Below are 16,214 nucleotides of genomic sequence, written 5' to 3' on the forward strand. Positions count from 1 at the left end.
GCGCGATGACGCAGACCATGAACGGCCACGCGCCGCGGATCTCCGCCTGGCTGCGCGCCCGCCCCACCCGGGCGGGGCGCACCCGTGTCCTGGCCGTCGAGGGGCGCTCGGGGTCGGGGAAGTCCACCCTCGCCACCGCCGTGGCCGCGGAGCCGGCCGCTCCCGTCGTACGGATGGACGACCTCTACCCGGGGTGGGACGGCCTGCTGGGCGGGGTCGACGCGCTGGTCGAGTGGATCCTGCTGCCGCTGAGCCTGAACCGGCCCGCACGATGGCGACGCTACGACTGGGCGGACGGCGCATACGCCGAGTGGCACGAGGTTCCGGCCACCGGGACCCTGGTCGTCGACGGCACCGGCTCCGGCGCGCTGGCCGCCGCGCCGTACCTGAGCGGCCTGCTCTGGGTGGAGGCGGCCGACGAGGTGCGCAAGGCCCGCGCGCTGGAACGCGACGGCGATCTCTACGCCCCGCACTGGGAGCGCTGGGCGGCCCAGGAGGAGAGGTTCCACACTCGCGACGACGTCCGTGCCCGCGCCGACCTGACGATCGTCACCGGCTGAGGCGCCGAACCGCGACCGCCCGAGAAATCCAGGACTTCCGGCCCGGAAGTGCCTCTCCGCCCCGGCGCACCGGGCAGGCTGGAGAGGCGCCGGGCACGCCGGTGCCGGCCCACAACGAGGAGAGCCCGTGACCACATGGATGCTGCTTGACTACGGCGAGGTCATCTCCAGGCCACAGCCCGCCGGCGAGATAGCGGTCATGGCGGAGCTCGCCGGCCAGGACCTCGCGACCTTCCGTGACCGCTACTGGCGCCACCGTGACGCCTACGACCTCGGCCAGGCCCCCCACGCGTACTGGAGCGAGGTCCTCGGCCGGACGCTCGACGACGGCGATCCCCTCGTGGCCAGGCTCGACGCGGCGGACACCGCGAGCTGGTCCCACCTCGACCCCGACACCCTGCGCGCGATCGAGGGGTTCGCCGGGCGCCACAGGCTCGCCCTGCTGTCCAACGCCCCCGAGTCGCTGGCGGCGGCCATCGACGACGCGCCGTGGTCCGCGGCGTTCACCCATCGCTTCTACAGCTGCCGGCTGGCCCTGGCCAAGCCGGATGCCGCCGTCTTCGAGCAGGTCCTGCGCCGGCTCGACGCCGCCCCCGGTGACGTCACCTTTCTCGACGACCGGGCGGTCAACGTCCGCGCCGCGGCGGCGCTCGGTATCAACGCCGTCCTCCATCCGGCGCGACCGTCCTCGTGGCATCGGGGCTGAGATCAGGCCGAGAAGCGCGCCACCCACTCGCGGGCGCCGGGAAGGATCTCCTCCACCGGCGCCACCTGCGGGTACCAGGCGCGTTCCCATTCCAGACAGACCCAGCCGCCGAAGCCGCGCAGCAGATCACCGCACCCGTCCAGGGGAACCCCGCCCGCCCACAGCGGCACCGGAGTGGTGTCGTCCGCCGAGACCGCGTCCTTGATCTGCACGTACGCAAGGTGATCACCCAGCGCGGCCAGGGTGCCGGCGGGCGCCTCGCCGTGGCGCCACGGGTGCAGCACGTCCCACAGCGCGCCCGCGGTCTCGGGCACACTCGCGGCGTCCAGCAGCCGTCCGACCGCGGCACCGGTCGGCATGGCGTCGTGGGTCTCCACCAGCACCCGCACCCCGGACTCGGCGCACAGGTCCGCGACCGCGCGCAGCCGCCGCGCCCCCGCCTCGAGGTCCTGCCCGCCGGGAAAGACCCGCACGGCGGGAGCGCCCAGGTCCGCGGCGAGGACCAGGTCCTCGCGGAGTTCCCGTACCACGGGCTCGTCCGGGCCGGTCACGGCGATCCTGACGTATCCCGCGAGGGCGGAGATCTCCAGCCGGGCCGCCCCGACGGCCGCGCGTACCTCCGCCCGCCGCGCCGGGGAGAGCCCGGCGTGGACCCCGGTATCGGGGTGGAGGCGGAGTTCGAGCCCGGCGCACCCGTACGCCACGGCCGTCTCGACGGCCCGCGCGAGCCCCTGCCCCGGCATGCCGAGCGTGCTGAACGCCAACCGCATCGAGCCCCCTGGAGAACGTTCACCGTAGACGCTAGACCACGTGGGCGCCGCCGTGGTCGGTGCGGGTCAGACGGCGGCGGAAGACCCAGTAGGTCCAGCCCTGGTAGGCGAGGACGAGCGGGGTGAAGACGACGGCGACCCACGTCATCACCGTGAGCGTGTACGGGCTGGATGCGGCGTTGTCGACGTTCAGGCTGTTGGCCGGGTCCAGTGCGGGCATCACGTCGGGCCAGAGGTTACCGAAGAGGGTGACCGTGATGGCGACGACGGCCACCGCGTTGGCGGTGAAGGCCCAGCCGTCGCGGCCGCGCAGAGTGGCGAGCAGCGCGCCCGCGATCCCGGCGGCGGCCAGCGCGGCGCTCGCCCAGGTGGCGGGCCTGCCGCCGCTGAGCTGGGTGGCGGCCAGGAAGGCTCCGCCCACGACCAGGGTGACCACGGCGAGCCTCTTCGCCATGACGGCCGAGCGGGCGCGCAGGTCGCCGTCGGTGCGCAGGGTCAGGAAGAGCGCGCCGTGCAGCACGAACAGCGAGAGCGTGGCCAGGCCACCCAGCAGCGCGTACGGGTTGAGCAGGGTGAGCAGCGTCCCGGTGTACTCGTGGTCGGCGTCCAGCGGGACGCCCCGGACGATGTTGGCGAAGGCCACGCCCCACAGGAAGGCGGGGAGCAGCGATCCGATGAACAGCGTGCGGTCCCAGCCTCGGGAGCTTTCGCTCTTGTTTCGGTACTCGATGGCCACGCCACGCAGGATGAGCGCGACGAGGATGAGGAACAGCGGCAGGTAGAACCCGCTGAACAGGGTCGCGTACCACTCGGGGAAGGCGGCGAACGTGGCTCCTCCGGCGACCAGCAGCCAGACCTCGTTGCCGTCCCAGACCGGCCCGATGGTGGCCAGGACGGTCCTGCGGTCGGCCTCGTCCCTGCCCAGCAACGGCAGCAGGATGCCGACGCCGAAGTCGAATCCCTCCAGGACGAAGTAGCCGGTCCACAGCACGGCGATGAGCACGAACCAGACGGTGGTGAGTTCCATGGGGGTTCCTTGGTCGGTGCCTCAGTAGGAGAGCGCGGGGGTGGTGTCTTCGGAAGGCTTCTCGGTCTCGTCCTCGGGGCCGAGGCGGATGAACTTGAGGAGCAGCCGGACCTCGATCGCCGCGAGCACCGCGTAGAGAAGGGTGAAGCCGACCAGGGTGATCGCGACCTCGGTGACGTCGACGCCCGGTGAGACGGCGGCCGCGGTACGCATCAGCCCGAAGACGGTCCAGGGCTGGCGGCCCATCTCGGTGAAGATCCACCCCAGCGAGTTGGCCAGGAAGGGCAGCGCGATGCCTGCGATGGCGATCCGGTGGAACCAGGCGCCGGCGGGGAGCCGGCCGCGGCGGGTGAACCAGAGCCCGGCCAGGGCCAGGAGCGCGGCCAGCATGCCGAAGCCGATCATCAACCGGAAGGACCAGTAGGCCAGGCCGACCACCGGCCGGTAGTCGCCGGGGCCGTAGATGCTCTCGTAGCGGGCCTGGATGTCGTTGATGCCCTCCACCTCGCCGTCCAGCGTGTTGGTGGACAGCAGGCTGAGGCCGTAGGGGATCTGCAGGTTGATGTGGTTGCGCCCGTTCTCGACATCGCCGACGGCGAATATCGAGAAGCCGGCGGAGGTCTCGTCCTCCCACAGCGCCTCGGCGGCGGCCATCTTCATCGGCTGCTGCTCGGTCATGATCTGCGCCTGCCAGTGCCCGGAGAGGGACACCCCGATCGCGGCGACCAGGGTGACGGCCATGGCCACCCGCGCCGAGACGCGGAAGAGCTCCACGTGCCTCTTCCTGAGCAACTGCCAGGCGCTCACTCCGGCGACGAACGTTCCGGCGGCGACGAACGCGCCGAACAGCACGTGCGGGAAGGTGACCAGGGTGGTGGAGTTGGTGAGCACCGCCCAGATGTCGGTGAGCTCCGCGCGGCCGGTCTCGGGGTTGAGGCGGTAGCCGACCGGGTGCTGCATCCAGGAGTTGGCGGCGAGGATGAAATAGGCCGACAGGTTGGTGCCGATCGCGGCGATCCAGATCGTGGCCAGGTGGACCCTGGGCGACAGCCGCTCCCAACCGAAGATCCACAGTCCGAGGAAGGTGGACTCCAGGAAGAAGGCCATCAGTCCCTCCATCGCCAGCGGCGCGCCGAACACGTCACCGACGAAGCGGGAGTAGTCACTCCAGTTCATCCCGAACTGGAATTCCTGCACGATGCCGGTGACCACCCCCATCGCGAAGTTGATCAGGAACAGACGTCCCCAGAACTTCGTCATCCGCAGGTAGGTGGGATTGCCTGTACGGTGCCAGGCGGTCTGGAATCCTGCGACGAGTACCGACAGACCGATCGTCAGCGGCACGAACAGGAAGTGGTAGACCGTCGTAATCCCGAACTGCCAGCGCGACAGGTCCAAGACGTCCATCGATGCTCCGTCTCACGAGTGATATCTCCGCAAGGATTCCGATTAGGGGGTTTGCCACGTAGGGCCGCCGGGCCCTGATCGGGGGGACCTTGGTCCCGCCCCCTCGCCCCCGCATCCGGGACTTATGGCCCTCGCCCTGGAAGATCACGGACGGCGGCGAGGTCTCCGCAGGTGAGGTGGCGGGTTAGGGGCTTGTGGCCGCGGGGGAAGCCTCAGGTGATGCCGATCGAGGAACGCGGAGCCGGAGGAGCCCCGGACTCGCAGCGACATCGATCTTCTCGGTGGGAGAAACCCATGACCGGACGCAGATCGGCGCCGGGCGACCTTGGCCGCCGGATCGCCAGACGACGCGAGGATCTCGGCTTCAGCCGGGAGGAGTTGGCGAGGCGGGCCGGAATCGATCCCGGTTATCTCGCCTACCTGGAGGAGTCCGCGGCCTCACCGAACACCGGCACCGTGAACCGGGTGGCCACCGCCCTGGACACCAGGCCCGAGGAACTGCTCGGCAAGTACACCGGCCTGCCGCCCGGTCACGGCCCGGCAACGGGTCACCCCGTGCTGGAGAAGCTCGACCGGGACGAGTGCCTGCGGCTCATCACCCCCGGAGGGGTGGGCAGGATCGCCTTCGAGGAGGCCGACGGTCCGGTGATCCTTCCGGTCAACTACGCCCTGCACGGCGACTCGGTGATCTTCCGCACCGCCTTCGGCGGCCCGCTCGACGCCTCCCTGCGCACCGGGATCCGGGGGGTCGAGTGCAAGGTCGCCTTCGAGGTCGACCGGATCGACGACGCCTGCCACGAGGGCTGGAGCGTGCTGGTGCGCGGCGGGATCCGGCACGTCTCCTCCGAGAAGGACCGGGCCGCCCTGGCGGCGCTGGGCGTCCGGCCGTGGGCGGGAGGCGAGCGGGAACTGTACGTGAGGATCACCGCCACCGAGGTCAGCGGCCGGCGCATCCGGCACGGCCTGTGATCCCCGCGGAGATGGACGCCTGGGTCGTCACCCACCCGGGGCCGATCCTCTCGCGCCCCCTGCGTCAGGTCCGCGTCCCGGTCCCCTCCCCCGGGCCCGGCGAGGTGCTGGTCCGTGTCGAGGTCTGCGCGGTCTGCCGTACCGACCTGCATCTCGCCGAGGGCGACCTGCGGCCACGCCGTCCGAGGACCACCCCCGGCCACGAGGCCGTGGGCCGGGTGGTGGCCGCCGGTCCCGGCGCCGGACGGCTGTCGCCGGGCACCCGGGTGGGCGCGGCCTGGCTCCGCTCGACCTGCGGTCACTGCCGCTACTGCCTGCGTGGCTCGGAGAACCTCTGTCCTCGCTCGACCTACACCGGCTGGGACGCCGACGGCGGCTATGCCGAATACCTGACCGTTCCCGAGGACTTCGCCTACCCGCTGCCGCCGGAGACGCCGGCGGAGAAGCTGGCACCGCTGCTGTGCGCCGGGATCATCGGCTACCGCGCGCTGCTCCGCAGCGACCTTCCTCCCGGCGGGCGCCTGGGCATCTACGGCTTCGGCGCCTCGGCGCATCTGACCGCGCAGATCGCCATCGCCCAGGGCGCGACGGTACACGTGCTGACCCGTTCGGCCAGAGCCAGGGAACTGGCCATGACGCTGGGCGCGGCCTCGGCGGGCGACGCCGCGGACGCCCCGCCCGAGCCGCTGGACTCGGCGATCCTGTTCGCCCCGGTGGGCGAGCTGGTACCGGTCGCGCTGGCCGCGCTGGAGCGGGGCGGCACCCTCGCGGTGGCGGGCATCCATCTCAGCGACATCCCGCCGCTGACCTACCAGCGCCACCTGTTCCAGGAGCGCACCCTGCGCAGCGTCACCGCCAACACCCGGGCCGACGGCCGGGCCTACCTGGAGCTCGCCATGGTCCACCCGCCCCGGGTGACCACGGTGCCCTACCCCCTGGCCGAGGCCGACCGGGCCCTGGCCGACCTGGCCGCCGACCAGGTCGAGGGCGCCGCCGTCCTGACGGTCTCCGCCCCCTGACCGGGGAGGTGATCGCCGCTCCACCCCGTTGCCGGCGTCGGATCCGTGCCGCGCCCGCGAACCGTCAGGGCCACGGAAAAGGTAACCGCCCCGGAGAGGAAGCCGGACCATGCCGGAACGGACTGAGGTTCGGCGGCTGGCTGGGCGACCGCCACTTCCTCGCCACCATGCCCGGGAGGACCACGAAGATCGTCATGCTGGATCTGCGCGGTGAGATCGTGCGCGTTCTCGCGGACGGCCCCGCCACGGAGTTGGAGAAGGTCGTCCTCTGGTACACGGCCAGGTGACCTGACCGTTCACTCTCTCGCACCGGCCGGTACGAAATCGGCCTCGCCACAGGTTCCAATATCTTCGCAGAACAACTGAAAATCCACTGAAGACATAAATAACTTTGACCTGCCATCACAGATTGGTCATATTTACGCAATGGTCAAACTACGCCCCCTCGCGGGAGCGATCCTCGCGTCTGTTCTGCTGACCGGCTCCATCGCCGCCACCCCCGCGGCCGCCTCGACTGCGGAGACCGTCACGATCTCCGCCGCGGCGGCGGCACGGCCGGGCAACGGAAAGATCCTCTACTCCCGCTACAGCCGCGGGCAGGGCACCCTTAAGGTCAAGAACGGCAACCGGACGGACGCCGTCATCACCCTGGTCCGCGGCAGGTCCAAGGCGCTCAGCGTCTACGTCCGCGCACGGTCCACCGCCACCGTCAGGGTGGTCAGGGACGGCACCTACACCATCTTCTACACCTCCGGCCACAGATTCAGCACCTCCAGTGGCAGGTTCACCCGCAATCCCGCCTACCGGCGTTTCGACAAGCGGCTGAGGTTCGTCACGACCTCCACCAGTTCGACCATCTGGACCCTCACCCTCACTCCCACCAGGGGAGGTAACGCCCCTACCCGCGGCGTCTCTCCGAGCGACTTCCCAGCCTGATCCCGAGGTCCCGCCCCGTCCCGTACATCCGACCGCCATCGCGACGCCCGCAGCGTCGCCGAAGGGCGGCCGGGCCGCCTCCTCGCCTGGGGAGGCGGCCCGGCCGCCCGCTCGGCGCCGGCACCTTCCAGCATGAGAGCCCGGCGGCGGAAACTCTCCGCTCCCAGCGAAGGACACGACGGCGAGCCAGGCGCCGCAGCACACCTTCGCGGGACGTACCTTGAACTGCACGGGTTGTTGTATCTGACCAGACCCGGGGAAGGTGTGAACGCCATGGAAGCCGCCACCGTGGAAGGCACCGTTGAGGAAGACGAACTCGTCCTGACCGACGACGACGAGATGCCCGCCGCCCTGGAGGCGAGTGTCGGAGCGAGCACCGACCCGGTCAAGGACTATCTCAAGCAGATCGGCAGGATTCCCCTGCTCAACGCCGAGCAGGAGGTCGAGCTCGCCAGGCGCATCGAGGCCGGCCTGTTCGCCGCCGAGCGGCTCAACGACAGCGATCTACTCCAGCCCGACGTGCGCGCGGAGCTCGAATGGCTCGCCGAGGACGGCCACCGGGCCAAGAACCATCTGCTGGAGGCGAACCTGCGCCTGGTGGTGTCACTGGCCAAGCGCCACACCGGCCGGGGCATGCTGTTCCTGGACCTGATCCAGGAGGGCAATCTGGGCTTGATCCGCGCCGTGGAGAAGTTCGACTACACCAAGGGGTTCAAGTTCTCCACGTACGCCACCTGGTGGATCAAGCAGGCGATCACCCGGGCGCTCGCCGACCAGGCCCGCACCATCCGCATCCCCGTGCACATGGTCGAGGTGATCAACAAGCTGGCGCGCGTGCACCGGCAGATGACGACGGACCTGGGCCGCGAGCCCACCCCCGAGGAACTGGCCGTGGAGCTGGAGATGACCCCGGAGCGGGTCGTCGAGGTCCAGGGGTACGGTCGGGAGCCGATCTCCCTGCACAGCCCGCTGGGCACCGAGGGCGACAGCGAGTTCGGCGACCTCATCGAGGACTCCGAGGCGATCACCCCCGAGGACGCGGTGGCCTCCGCGCTGCTTCAGGAGCAGTTGCACACGATCCTGGAGGCGCTGTCGGAGCGTGAGGCCGGGGTGGTGGCGATGCGGTTCGGGCTTGGCGACGGGCGGCCGAAGACCCTGGAGGAGATCGGCCGCGCCTACGGGGTGACCCGCGAGCGCATCCGGCAGATCGAGTCCAAGACCATGACGAAGCTGCGCCACCCCTCGCGCTCGCGGGCCCTGCGCGACTATCTGACCTGACCGGCCGCCGGAGCTCAGCCGCCCATGCGCGCGGCGAGGGCGGCGGCCGTCTCCTCCAGGCCGGCGGCCGGCCGGCCGAGCAGGCGCGCGAGATCGGGGCCGGTCGTCGCCAGGGCGCCCGCGCGCACCGCGGGGAACAGGCTTCCCAGCCAGCCGGCCTCCGCGTCGGTGACCTCCCGATAGCCGACGGGGCCGCCCAGGACGCGTGCGAGGGCCGCGGCAAGCTCCGGATAGGTCCAGAGCGGGCCGTACAGCTCGTAGGTGGCGTTCTCGTGCCCGGCGCCGGTCAGGGCGGCGCTCGCCGCCAGCGCCAGGTCGCGGAGCCGCGCGGTGTTGAGCGGCCGGCCGCCGGTGGAGGAGGTGATCTCGCCGGTCTGCCTCGCCTGGGCCAGCGCGGTGCCCAGGAACGCCTCGGAGTAGAGCGCGTTGCGCAGCACGGTGTAGGCCGTCCCCGACTCGTGAAGCGCCTTTTCCGTGGCCGTGTGGTCGGCGGCCGGGCCACCGACCACAGGGTCGTTCTCCGCGCCGGCAGCACCGGTGTAGACGATCCGGCGCACCCCCGCCCGGACGGCGCGGTCGATGACGGTGCGGTGCTGCCGCAGGCGGACCCCGGGCGTCATGTCCGGGCCGGACACCAGGAACAGGACCTCGATCCCCTTGAGGGCGGCGTCGAGGGAGACGGCGTCGTCGTGGTCTCCCCGGCGCACCTCGACACCGCGGCCCGGCAGGTCGGCCGCCTTCTCCGGGGTGCGGGCGAGGGCGACGAGGTCACCGGGAGGAACCTTGGCGAGCAGATCCTCAACGACGAGGCGTCCTAGATTTCCGGTTACACCGGTTACCGCGATCCTGGTCAACTACGGCTCTTCTTTTCCGGCCCCGCGGGGCCTGGTCGGTGACGGCCTGGAGATGCCGAGGGAGCGTACCGGCGACGGGCCTTCGCCCGCCTCCGATTTAACTCCCGCCACCGCTCCGGGCCGTCACCGCCGCCCGGCGGACTCTCCGGGCGATCGGATCGCCGACGCCCGGATTCCCGGCGTCGGCGCTCCCCGGCCACCGGCGAGGCCCCGGGGGACCTCGCCGCCGGCGCGGCTAGTACTTGCGATCGGGCAGGGCCGTCTTGGCCTGCTCGGGGGTGAAGGTGGTCTCCTCGGTGAGGACCCGCTGCGGGATCTGCTCGCCCTTGACCGCCTTCTTGACCAGGTCCATCAGTTGCGGGCCGAGCAGCGGGCTGCACTCCGCGATGAAGTTGATCTTCCCGTCGGCCAGGGCCTGCATGCCGTCCCTGACCGCGTCGATGGTAATGATCTTAATGTCGGTGCCCGGCTTGAGTCCCGCGCCCTCGATCGCCTCGATCGCCCCCAGACCCATGTCGTCGTTGTGCGCGAACAGGACGTCGATGTCCTTGTGCGCCTTGAGGAAGGCCTCCATGACCTCCTTGCCCTTGGCGCGGGTGAAGTCACCGGTCTGCGAAGCGATGATCTTGAACTTGGGGTCGGCCGCGATGGCCTCCCCGAAGCCCTTCTTCCTGTCGTTGGCGGGCGCGGAGCCCGTGGTGCCCTGAAGTTCGACGATGTTGACCGGGCCCGACTCGCCCTCGTACTCCTTGACCAGCCACTCGCCGGACTTCTGGCCCTCGATGACGAAGTCGGAGCCGATGAAGGTCCGGTAGAGCGAGGTGTCGGCGGAGTCGACGGCCCTGTCGGTCAGGATGACCGGGATGCCGGCGTCCTTGACCTCCTTCAGCACGGTGTCCCAGCCCGACTCGACCACCGGCGAGAAGGCGATCGCGTCGACCTTCTGCTGGATGAACGAGCGGATGGCCTTGATCTGGTTCTCCTGCTTCTGCTGGGCGTCGGAGAACTTCAGGTCGATGCCGGCCTCCTTGGCCGCCTCCTGGACGGACTTGGTGTTCGCGGTCCGCCAGCCGCTCTCCGCGCCGACCTGCGAGAAGCCGAGCGTGATCCGGTCGGATCCGCCACCGCTCCCGGCGTCGCCACCGCCGCAGGCGGTGAGCACGAGGGTCAGAAGCCCGGCGGCCAGCGCCGCGGGCACTTTCTTGAACATGGTTTCTCTCTTTCAGTGGGGGGCGGGACCGCTGCTCTCCCTGACCACCAGTTCGGGTTCCACGATGCGCGGGCCTTCTTGCTCGGTGCCCTGGATACGGTCGAGCAGCAGCCGGAAAGCGTGCCGGCCGACCTCGCCGAAGTTCTGCCTGACCGTCGTCAGCGGCGGCCAGAAGTAGGCGGCCTCGGGCACGTCGTCGAAGCCCACCACGCTCACGTCCTCGGGGACGCGCCGGCCGGCCTCGCGCAGGGCCCGCAGCACCCCCAGGGTCATCTGGTCGTTGGCCACGAAGACCGCCGTGACCGACGGATCGCCGGCCAGCCGCTTGCCGAGCCGGTAACCGGAGTAGGCGCTCCAGTCACCGGCCGCCGCCTCGGGCACCGGCCGCCCCTCGGCCTCCAGGACGGACCGCCACCCCTCGACCCGTCCCCTGGCGTCGATCCAGTTGGGAGGGCCGGACAGGTGCCAGACCGTCTCGTGGCCGAGGCTCAGCAGATGTCGCGTCGCCCGTACGGCGCCACCGCGCTGGTCGACCATGACGACGGGGACCGGGATGTCCTCCCCGGCGTCCACCGCGACCACCGGGAGACCGGGTGAGAGGTGGCGCAGGCCGTCGGCGGCCGACTCGTGGGGGGCGACGATGACGATGCCGTCGACCGACTGCGCGCGCAGCCGCTCGACCCCCTCACCGATCGACCTGCGATTCAGCGCGCCGAGGCTGGCGATGTTGACCACGTAGTCGTTCTGCCTGGCCGCCTGCTCGATCGCGTAGAGCGTGGAGGCGGGCCCGTACAGGGTGGTGTCGAAGCTGACCACGCCGAGCACACCCGAGCGGCCCGTGACGAGCTGGCGCGCGGCCGGGTTGGGCCGGTAGCCGAGCTTGTTCACCGCCGCCATGACGCGCGCCCGGGTCTCGGGGCGCACCCTGTCGGGCGCGTTCAGCGCTCGCGACACGGTCATGGCGGAGACCCCGGCGAGCTCGGCGACGTCGTCGAGCACCGCCGGTCTGGTCCGTGCCCTGCCGTCGTCGGAGCTCGGTGTCATGGGGTCCTCGCCATGTTTCGCTGGGGTTACCAGAGTGTTTGCGATAACACCGAGCCTGTCAATACCGAGGAAGGCACCTTTTCTACGCTCTGCGCAGCGACCTGGATTTCCCTTTCCAAACGGAGTTTCTTCCCGAATCGTGATGCCGGATACTCTTGACGCCCCAGCTGGTAGCGCTAACAATCAGAGCCCGATGACCGCCCCTCCCGCCCCCACACACAAGGGCATGGATCCCCGATGACGGCGAACCCGTCCCGCGGCGGCGCCGGCTCGGTGACCAGCCGATCCGTCACCGCCGCCGATCCGCCCTCATCTCATCCCAGGCGCCCGCCTCACGGCCGGTCCCCCTCCGGCCCCGCGAGTTCGGCGCGTCTCATGGACGGGCTCCGAGGTTCTTCGAGGTTGTTCGCCGACGGACCCATCCGGTTCAGCCGGCCTTGCCGGCCACCCTCGCCTCCTCCAGGAGCACCAGGGCCAGTGCGTCGGCGGCGTCGACACGGCCGAGGGAGCCCGCGGCGCCGGCCGTGGCGGCACGAGCGCCCGGATCCCGCAGGAGCGCGTCCAGCTCGGCCAGGAGCGCCTCGGCGGTGGGACCGTTCTCCAGCAGCGCCCGGGCGGCACCCGCCTCGGCGAGGTAACGGGCGTTCTGACGCTGCTCGTCGGCGGCGGAGGGCACCAGGGGGATAAGGACGGAGGCCTTGCCCACGGCGGTCAGCTCGGCGACGGTGCCCGCGCCGCTGCGGGAGACCACGACATCGGCCGCGGCGAACACGTCGGCCAGCTCCGCGCCGACGTACGGCACAGGGTGATAACGATCGCGCAGCCGCTCGGGAAGCCCCTCGGCGGTACGGGTGAGCTGGTCGATCCAGTCGGGGCCGCACTGGTGGAGCACCTGCGCCCTGGCGAGCAGTTCGGGCAGGATCGTCTCGACCATGGTGTTGATCTGACGGCTGCCCTGCGCGCCGCCGGTCACGTAGACCACCGGCAGGTCGGACGAGAGCCCGAAGTGGCGCCGTCCGGCGTCGACGTTGCCGCGCAGCAGATGGGGGCGGACCGGGTTGCCGGTGACCACGGCCCGGTCGCGCACCCCGGCGGGCAGGTGCTCGATCGAGGAGGGGTGGGTCAGCGCGATCCGCCGGGCGAAGCGCGACAGGATGCGGTTGGCCAGACCCAGCGAGGTGATCTGCTCGTGCATGACCAGCGGGCGGCCCAGCACCCGGGAGGCGACGCCCAGCGGCACGCAGACGTACCCGCCGGTCGACAGCACCACGTCGGGGCGGTAGCGGGCGGCGATACCGAACGCCTGGAGCACGCCGACGGGGATCCGGAACATGTCCACGAGGTTGGTGAGCAGCTCACGCGGGTTGGGCGAACGCCTGAGCTTGCCGGCCTTGATGGCCCGGAACGGGATGCCGTGCTCCGCCGCGATGCGGGCCTCCAGGCCGGTCGCCGTACCGACCCAGAGCACGTCCAGGCCGAGCCCCCGCGCGCCGGCGTGGTCGCGCAGGGCCGCGACCGTGGTCAGCGCGGGGTAGGTGTGGCCACCGGTTCCGCCTCCGGTGACGAGCAACCGCAGGGTCCGGTGATTGCCGGTGTCCATATGTCGGTTCATCCTTCCGATGTCACAATGATTCGTGTTCGCGGGGCGCACCGGAGTTCTCCGGGCCCCGGGCACGGTACCCGAGGTCCCAGCGAAGATCCACTTTGCCCTTCGTCGCCGGGCGGTCGCGCCCGGTGGTTTCTCCGACACGCCCGGCATCCGGGAGCGTCACTCGAACGGCGCACGGCATTCGTTGCGGTGAGTACCGTATGTGACATGGATTTGACGGAAGAGCATTTCGCCGGGGCGTCGGAGCGTCTTGGTGACGCGCTGGCGGTGCTCCGGCAGCGAGCCGGGGCCGGCGCGGAGGCGCTGGACTATTTCGGTGACATCGCCGAAGAGCTGCATCCGATCGGATCCTGGCTACGGCGACCGGCTCAGGCCGGGGAGTGGCCGCACCACATCATGCCTCCCGTCTACGGCCTGCTGTTCGCTCAGGCGTGGTCGCTGGCGTTTCCCGGCGAGGCGCCTTCGGTCTTCCCCCACGGCGCGGAGCGGACCGAGTCAGGATGGACCGTGCAGCGGGCCACCATCTGGCTCGGCGACACCTACGTTCCCGGGTGGTTGGACGTGAAGGCGCCGCTGATCGTGATCGGTTCGCTGGTGGTGGAGGGGCTCCTCGACGACGGCGACGTCTCGGAGAGCTATCTCGCGGTGGCCGGTGACCTGCGGGCCCGCGCAATCCACAGCGCGGCGGACCACCTGGTGCTCGGTACCGTCGCCGCAGGAGTGATCTTCTGTTCCGGCAACGACGGCTCCCTCGTCGCGGGCGGGGACATCGTGGCGGACCTGTTCGTGCCCGCCGAGCACGCGTACGAGCACTACGGCCTGCTGCGGGCCGGTGTCGTCGGCGTCGGCGACCGCGCCGACATCGTGGCCGAGCGGCTGGCGCCGTGGCTGCCCTCGGGCTACGTCCGCCTCGGCGGGCTGGGCGAGCCGGTGGACCGCTGGCGTGTCCTGCAGGAGGCCGCCGCCGGGCGGTCACCGGTGCTCGCCCAGCCCCGGCCGGTGATACTCCCGCCGCCGGCGCTCCTGCTCTCGGCCCTCGCCGCACCGGCCGGGGTGACGGAGCTCGACCTGTCCGGCAGCCGCCTGCACCGCGTCCCCGAGGACATCTCCGCCCTCACCTCGCTGACGCGGCTGGACCTGGAGCACACGCCGCTGACCGGCCTGGACGGCATCGAGGGCCTGCGCACGCTGGAGCACCTGTCGATCAGGAACACGCCCGTGCGGTCGCTGGCCCCGCTCCAGGCGCTGAAAGGTCTCCGTCACCTCGACGTCTCCTACTGCGAGGACGTCCAGGACTGGGCCGTGCTCCTCGACCTGCCCTCGCTCGACACGCTCGTCGCGCACGGCTGCGCCCTTCCGGCGCACGTACGCGCGCAGCTCGTCGCCCGGCTCGGCGACCGGATCATCGGGCGGGGCTAGGCGGGGAGGACGGCCGGGCCCCGGGGAGGGGCACCGGCCGAAGAGCTCTCACAGGCCGTAACGGCTCTTGAGATGGCGCCACCAGTCGCGGAACATCCACTTGTCGAACTCGGTGATCTGACCGGCGCTTCCCGCCTTCATGAGGAAGCCTCCGACGCCGGTGGGCGTCCAGTCGTAGAAGTCGTCGAGGCCGAAGCTGTGCCCCATCTCATGGAGCAGTATGTGTATGTTGTCGGCGTTGAGGTTGCTCACGTAGTACTCGCTGCCGATGCGCTGACCCCAGTCCCCGCCCGCGCCGCCGCTCATGCCCGCGGTGAGCCACAAGGACATGTCGTAGTGGCGCGCGAGGCCGCCGGGACAGTTGGGATACTGGCCGTTCTGGTTGAAGAACCGGCCGCAGGGCTGAGCGCACTGGGGAGCGTTCTCACGGATGTCGTTGACGTAGACGTCCACGGAGTTGTCGCTCCACTGCAGGGTGGCACGGTCGCGCACGGCCCAGCCGACCACCTTGACCGGGACGTTCGCGTACGGCCAGCCGTTGTGGCCGGCCATCACGTCCATCCACTTCTTGAACTGCCGGGCGAGCGAGGCGTGGATCTGGTCGCGCAGGGCGGCCGAGACCGGTGCCGAGGAGTCCCACCGCACGCAGTAGTTGATGCTCCCGCCGTTGGCCATGACCTGGTCCCAGCCGTAGTTGCGGAAGGCGGAGGGCCCGGGGTTGTAGGTGCTCTCGACGTGCTGCCAGACCTGGTTGAGCGGGGTGACGAGGTTGGCCGGCGGGCTCCAGCCGGTGCCGCCTCCGTCGCCGGGTGACTCGGTGGCGTAGACCTTCACCTCCAGCAGGCCGACCGAGCCCGCGCCGCTCTGCAGCAGCACGCGCAGCCTGGTCGTGGTGACACCGGTGAAGACAACCCTGTTGTAGGCGTTGACCGCCGTCGGGTAGCCGCTCGCGCCGGTGACGTCGGCGTAGGCGCTCCCGTTCCAGTACTGCAGCCGCCACGACGCGGGCACGCGCACCCCGCCGTTGTCGTCGAAGAAGTACACCTGTGCCGAGCGCAGTGCCTGCGGCTGCGCCCAGGTCAGCTCGGCCCACTGCGCACCGGTCTGCGGCCAGGTGCCCCAGCGGGGGTTGACCGTGTCGTTGGACTGCGGGGGGTCGATGTCGTCCTTGATCGCCGCGATGCTCTCCCAGGGAGAGGTGTAGGAGGCGGTCGCGGTCGCGTTGACCGCCAGGTTGCCGTCTCCGGGCGCGGCCACCGCCGCGTCGGCCGGAGACATCAGTAAGCCGAGTATCAGGACGGGGACGGCCGCCATCCACCAGCGTCTCATGCGCGAACCTCCGTAAGGGGTCAGGTCTCGAACGGTGGGCGTGCTTGCGGTCCTCCTCCCGGGCCTGAGCCCGGGAG

General features: G+C 70.8%; 14 protein-coding genes and 1 pseudogene. 7 read left to right on the top strand and 8 right to left on the bottom strand.

Features of this window, described 5'->3' with window-relative positions; all coding sequences use genetic code 11:
• Positions 1–5: 5 nt before the first annotated feature.
• The gene (locus ACFQVD_RS11560) at positions 6–560 is read left to right on the top strand and encodes a hypothetical protein (protein WP_343968573.1); all 555 of its coding nucleotides are present in this window, start codon (positions 6–8) and stop codon (positions 558–560) included.
• A 127-nt stretch (positions 561–687) separates the two neighbouring features.
• Positions 688–1,266 carry an HAD-IA family hydrolase gene (locus ACFQVD_RS11565; RefSeq protein ID WP_343968575.1) on the top strand — a complete coding sequence of 193 codons (579 nt, stop codon included), beginning with the start codon at positions 688–690 and terminating at the stop codon, positions 1,264–1,266.
• A gap of 2 nt (positions 1,267–1,268) precedes the next feature.
• On the opposite strand, the gene ACFQVD_RS11570 is transcribed toward ACFQVD_RS11565, so the two are convergent.
• From ACFQVD_RS11570 to ACFQVD_RS11580, 3 genes are read right to left on the bottom strand one after another with little or no spacing between them, the layout of a single operon-like run.
• Entirely contained in the window at positions 1,269–2,036 is a 768-nt protein-coding gene (locus tag ACFQVD_RS11570; RefSeq protein WP_386271054.1) for a sugar phosphate isomerase/epimerase family protein, read from the bottom strand.
• Between the two features lie 31 nt (positions 2,037–2,067).
• Positions 2,068–3,063 (bottom strand): cytochrome d ubiquinol oxidase subunit II, encoded by a 996-nt coding sequence (gene cydB / locus ACFQVD_RS11575; RefSeq protein ID WP_364212610.1) that lies wholly within the window; start codon positions 3,061–3,063, stop codon positions 2,068–2,070.
• A gap of 21 nt (positions 3,064–3,084) precedes the next feature.
• On the bottom strand, positions 3,085–4,470 hold the full coding sequence (locus ACFQVD_RS11580; RefSeq protein WP_343968583.1) for a cytochrome ubiquinol oxidase subunit I: 1,386 nt from the start codon (positions 4,468–4,470) through the stop codon (positions 3,085–3,087).
• A 294-nt stretch (positions 4,471–4,764) separates the two neighbouring features.
• On the opposite strand from ACFQVD_RS11580, the gene ACFQVD_RS11585 reads away from it, so the two are divergent.
• From ACFQVD_RS11585 to ACFQVD_RS11600, 4 genes and pseudogenes are all read left to right on the top strand, one after another.
• On the top strand, positions 4,765–5,439 hold the full coding sequence (locus tag ACFQVD_RS11585; protein WP_343968585.1) for a pyridoxamine 5'-phosphate oxidase family protein: 675 nt from the start codon (positions 4,765–4,767) through the stop codon (positions 5,437–5,439).
• An 11-nt stretch (positions 5,440–5,450) separates the two neighbouring features.
• A complete protein-coding gene (locus ACFQVD_RS11590) occupies positions 5,451–6,458 on the top strand; it encodes a zinc-dependent alcohol dehydrogenase family protein (protein ID WP_343968587.1) in 1,008 nt (335 codons plus the stop codon).
• Positions 6,459–6,884: 426 nt separating this feature from the next.
• Positions 6,885–7,394: a hypothetical protein gene (locus ACFQVD_RS11595; RefSeq protein ID WP_343968589.1), complete on the top strand. Its 510-nt coding sequence runs from the start codon at positions 6,885–6,887 to the stop codon at positions 7,392–7,394.
• A 324-nt stretch (positions 7,395–7,718) separates the two neighbouring features.
• A pseudogene (locus ACFQVD_RS11600) lies at positions 7,719–8,672 on the top strand (RNA polymerase sigma factor); the annotation flags it as partial.
• A 14-nt stretch (positions 8,673–8,686) separates the two neighbouring features.
• On the opposite strand, the gene ACFQVD_RS11605 reads toward ACFQVD_RS11600, so the two are convergent.
• The 4 genes from ACFQVD_RS11605 to ACFQVD_RS11620 all read right to left on the bottom strand — a co-directional run bounded on the left by ACFQVD_RS11605 (position 8,687) and on the right by ACFQVD_RS11620 (position 13,380).
• Positions 8,687–9,526: an NAD(P)H-binding protein gene (locus tag ACFQVD_RS11605; protein WP_386271058.1), complete on the bottom strand. Its 840-nt coding sequence runs from the start codon at positions 9,524–9,526 to the stop codon at positions 8,687–8,689.
• Positions 9,527–9,761: 235 nt separating this feature from the next.
• Positions 9,762–10,736 carry an ABC transporter substrate-binding protein gene (locus tag ACFQVD_RS11610; RefSeq protein WP_343968593.1) on the bottom strand — a complete coding sequence of 325 codons (975 nt, stop codon included), beginning with the start codon at positions 10,734–10,736 and terminating at the stop codon, positions 9,762–9,764.
• A 12-nt stretch (positions 10,737–10,748) separates the two neighbouring features.
• Positions 10,749–11,780 carry a LacI family DNA-binding transcriptional regulator gene (locus ACFQVD_RS11615; protein WP_343968595.1) on the bottom strand — a complete coding sequence of 344 codons (1,032 nt, stop codon included), beginning with the start codon at positions 11,778–11,780 and terminating at the stop codon, positions 10,749–10,751.
• A gap of 427 nt (positions 11,781–12,207) precedes the next feature.
• A complete protein-coding gene (locus tag ACFQVD_RS11620) occupies positions 12,208–13,380 on the bottom strand; it encodes a UDP-N-acetylglucosamine--N-acetylmuramyl-(pentapeptide) pyrophosphoryl-undecaprenol N-acetylglucosamine transferase (protein WP_343968597.1) in 1,173 nt (390 codons plus the stop codon).
• 216 nt (positions 13,381–13,596) lie between these two features.
• Here ACFQVD_RS11620 and ACFQVD_RS11625 point away from each other — a divergent pair, with 216 nt between their 5' ends.
• Positions 13,597–14,808 carry a leucine-rich repeat domain-containing protein gene (locus ACFQVD_RS11625; RefSeq protein ID WP_343968599.1) on the top strand — a complete coding sequence of 404 codons (1,212 nt, stop codon included), beginning with the start codon at positions 13,597–13,599 and terminating at the stop codon, positions 14,806–14,808.
• A 48-nt stretch (positions 14,809–14,856) separates the two neighbouring features.
• Here the strand turns inward: ACFQVD_RS11625 and ACFQVD_RS11630 are convergent, their stop codons facing one another.
• Complete coding sequence (locus ACFQVD_RS11630) at positions 14,857–16,137, bottom strand: hypothetical protein (RefSeq protein ID WP_343968601.1); 1,281 nt, start codon at positions 16,135–16,137, stop codon at positions 14,857–14,859.
• Positions 16,138–16,214: the final 77 nt, after the last annotated feature.

It is taken from the genome of Streptosporangium amethystogenes subsp. fukuiense, assembly GCF_042665875.1.
GTDB classification, from domain to species: domain Bacteria; phylum Actinomycetota; class Actinomycetes; order Streptosporangiales; family Streptosporangiaceae; genus Streptosporangium; species Streptosporangium fukuiense.

Coding starts and splice junctions, on each gene's coding strand:
- ACFQVD_RS11620 (WP_343968597.1), bottom strand. CDS start 13,380: ATGGACACCGGCAATCACCGGACCCTGCGGTTGCTCGTCACCGGAGGC.
- ACFQVD_RS11610 (WP_343968593.1), bottom strand. CDS start 10,736: ATGTTCAAGAAAGTGCCCGCGGCGCTGGCCGCCGGGCTTCTGACCCTC.
- ACFQVD_RS11580 (WP_343968583.1), bottom strand. CDS start 4,470: ATGGACGTCTTGGACCTGTCGCGCTGGCAGTTCGGGATTACGACGGTC.
- cydB (WP_364212610.1), bottom strand. CDS start 3,063: ATGGAACTCACCACCGTCTGGTTCGTGCTCATCGCCGTGCTGTGGACC.
- ACFQVD_RS11615 (WP_343968595.1), bottom strand. CDS start 11,780: ATGACACCGAGCTCCGACGACGGCAGGGCACGGACCAGACCGGCGGTG.
- ACFQVD_RS11595 (WP_343968589.1), top strand. CDS start 6,885: ATGGTCAAACTACGCCCCCTCGCGGGAGCGATCCTCGCGTCTGTTCTG.
- ACFQVD_RS11630 (WP_343968601.1), bottom strand. CDS start 16,137: ATGAGACGCTGGTGGATGGCGGCCGTCCCCGTCCTGATACTCGGCTTA.
- ACFQVD_RS11585 (WP_343968585.1), top strand. CDS start 4,765: ATGACCGGACGCAGATCGGCGCCGGGCGACCTTGGCCGCCGGATCGCC.
- ACFQVD_RS11625 (WP_343968599.1), top strand. CDS start 13,597: ATGGATTTGACGGAAGAGCATTTCGCCGGGGCGTCGGAGCGTCTTGGT.
- ACFQVD_RS11570 (WP_386271054.1), bottom strand. CDS start 2,036: ATGCGGTTGGCGTTCAGCACGCTCGGCATGCCGGGGCAGGGGCTCGCG.
- ACFQVD_RS11560 (WP_343968573.1), top strand. CDS start 6: ATGACGCAGACCATGAACGGCCACGCGCCGCGGATCTCCGCCTGGCTG.
- ACFQVD_RS11590 (WP_343968587.1), top strand. CDS start 5,451: ATGGACGCCTGGGTCGTCACCCACCCGGGGCCGATCCTCTCGCGCCCC.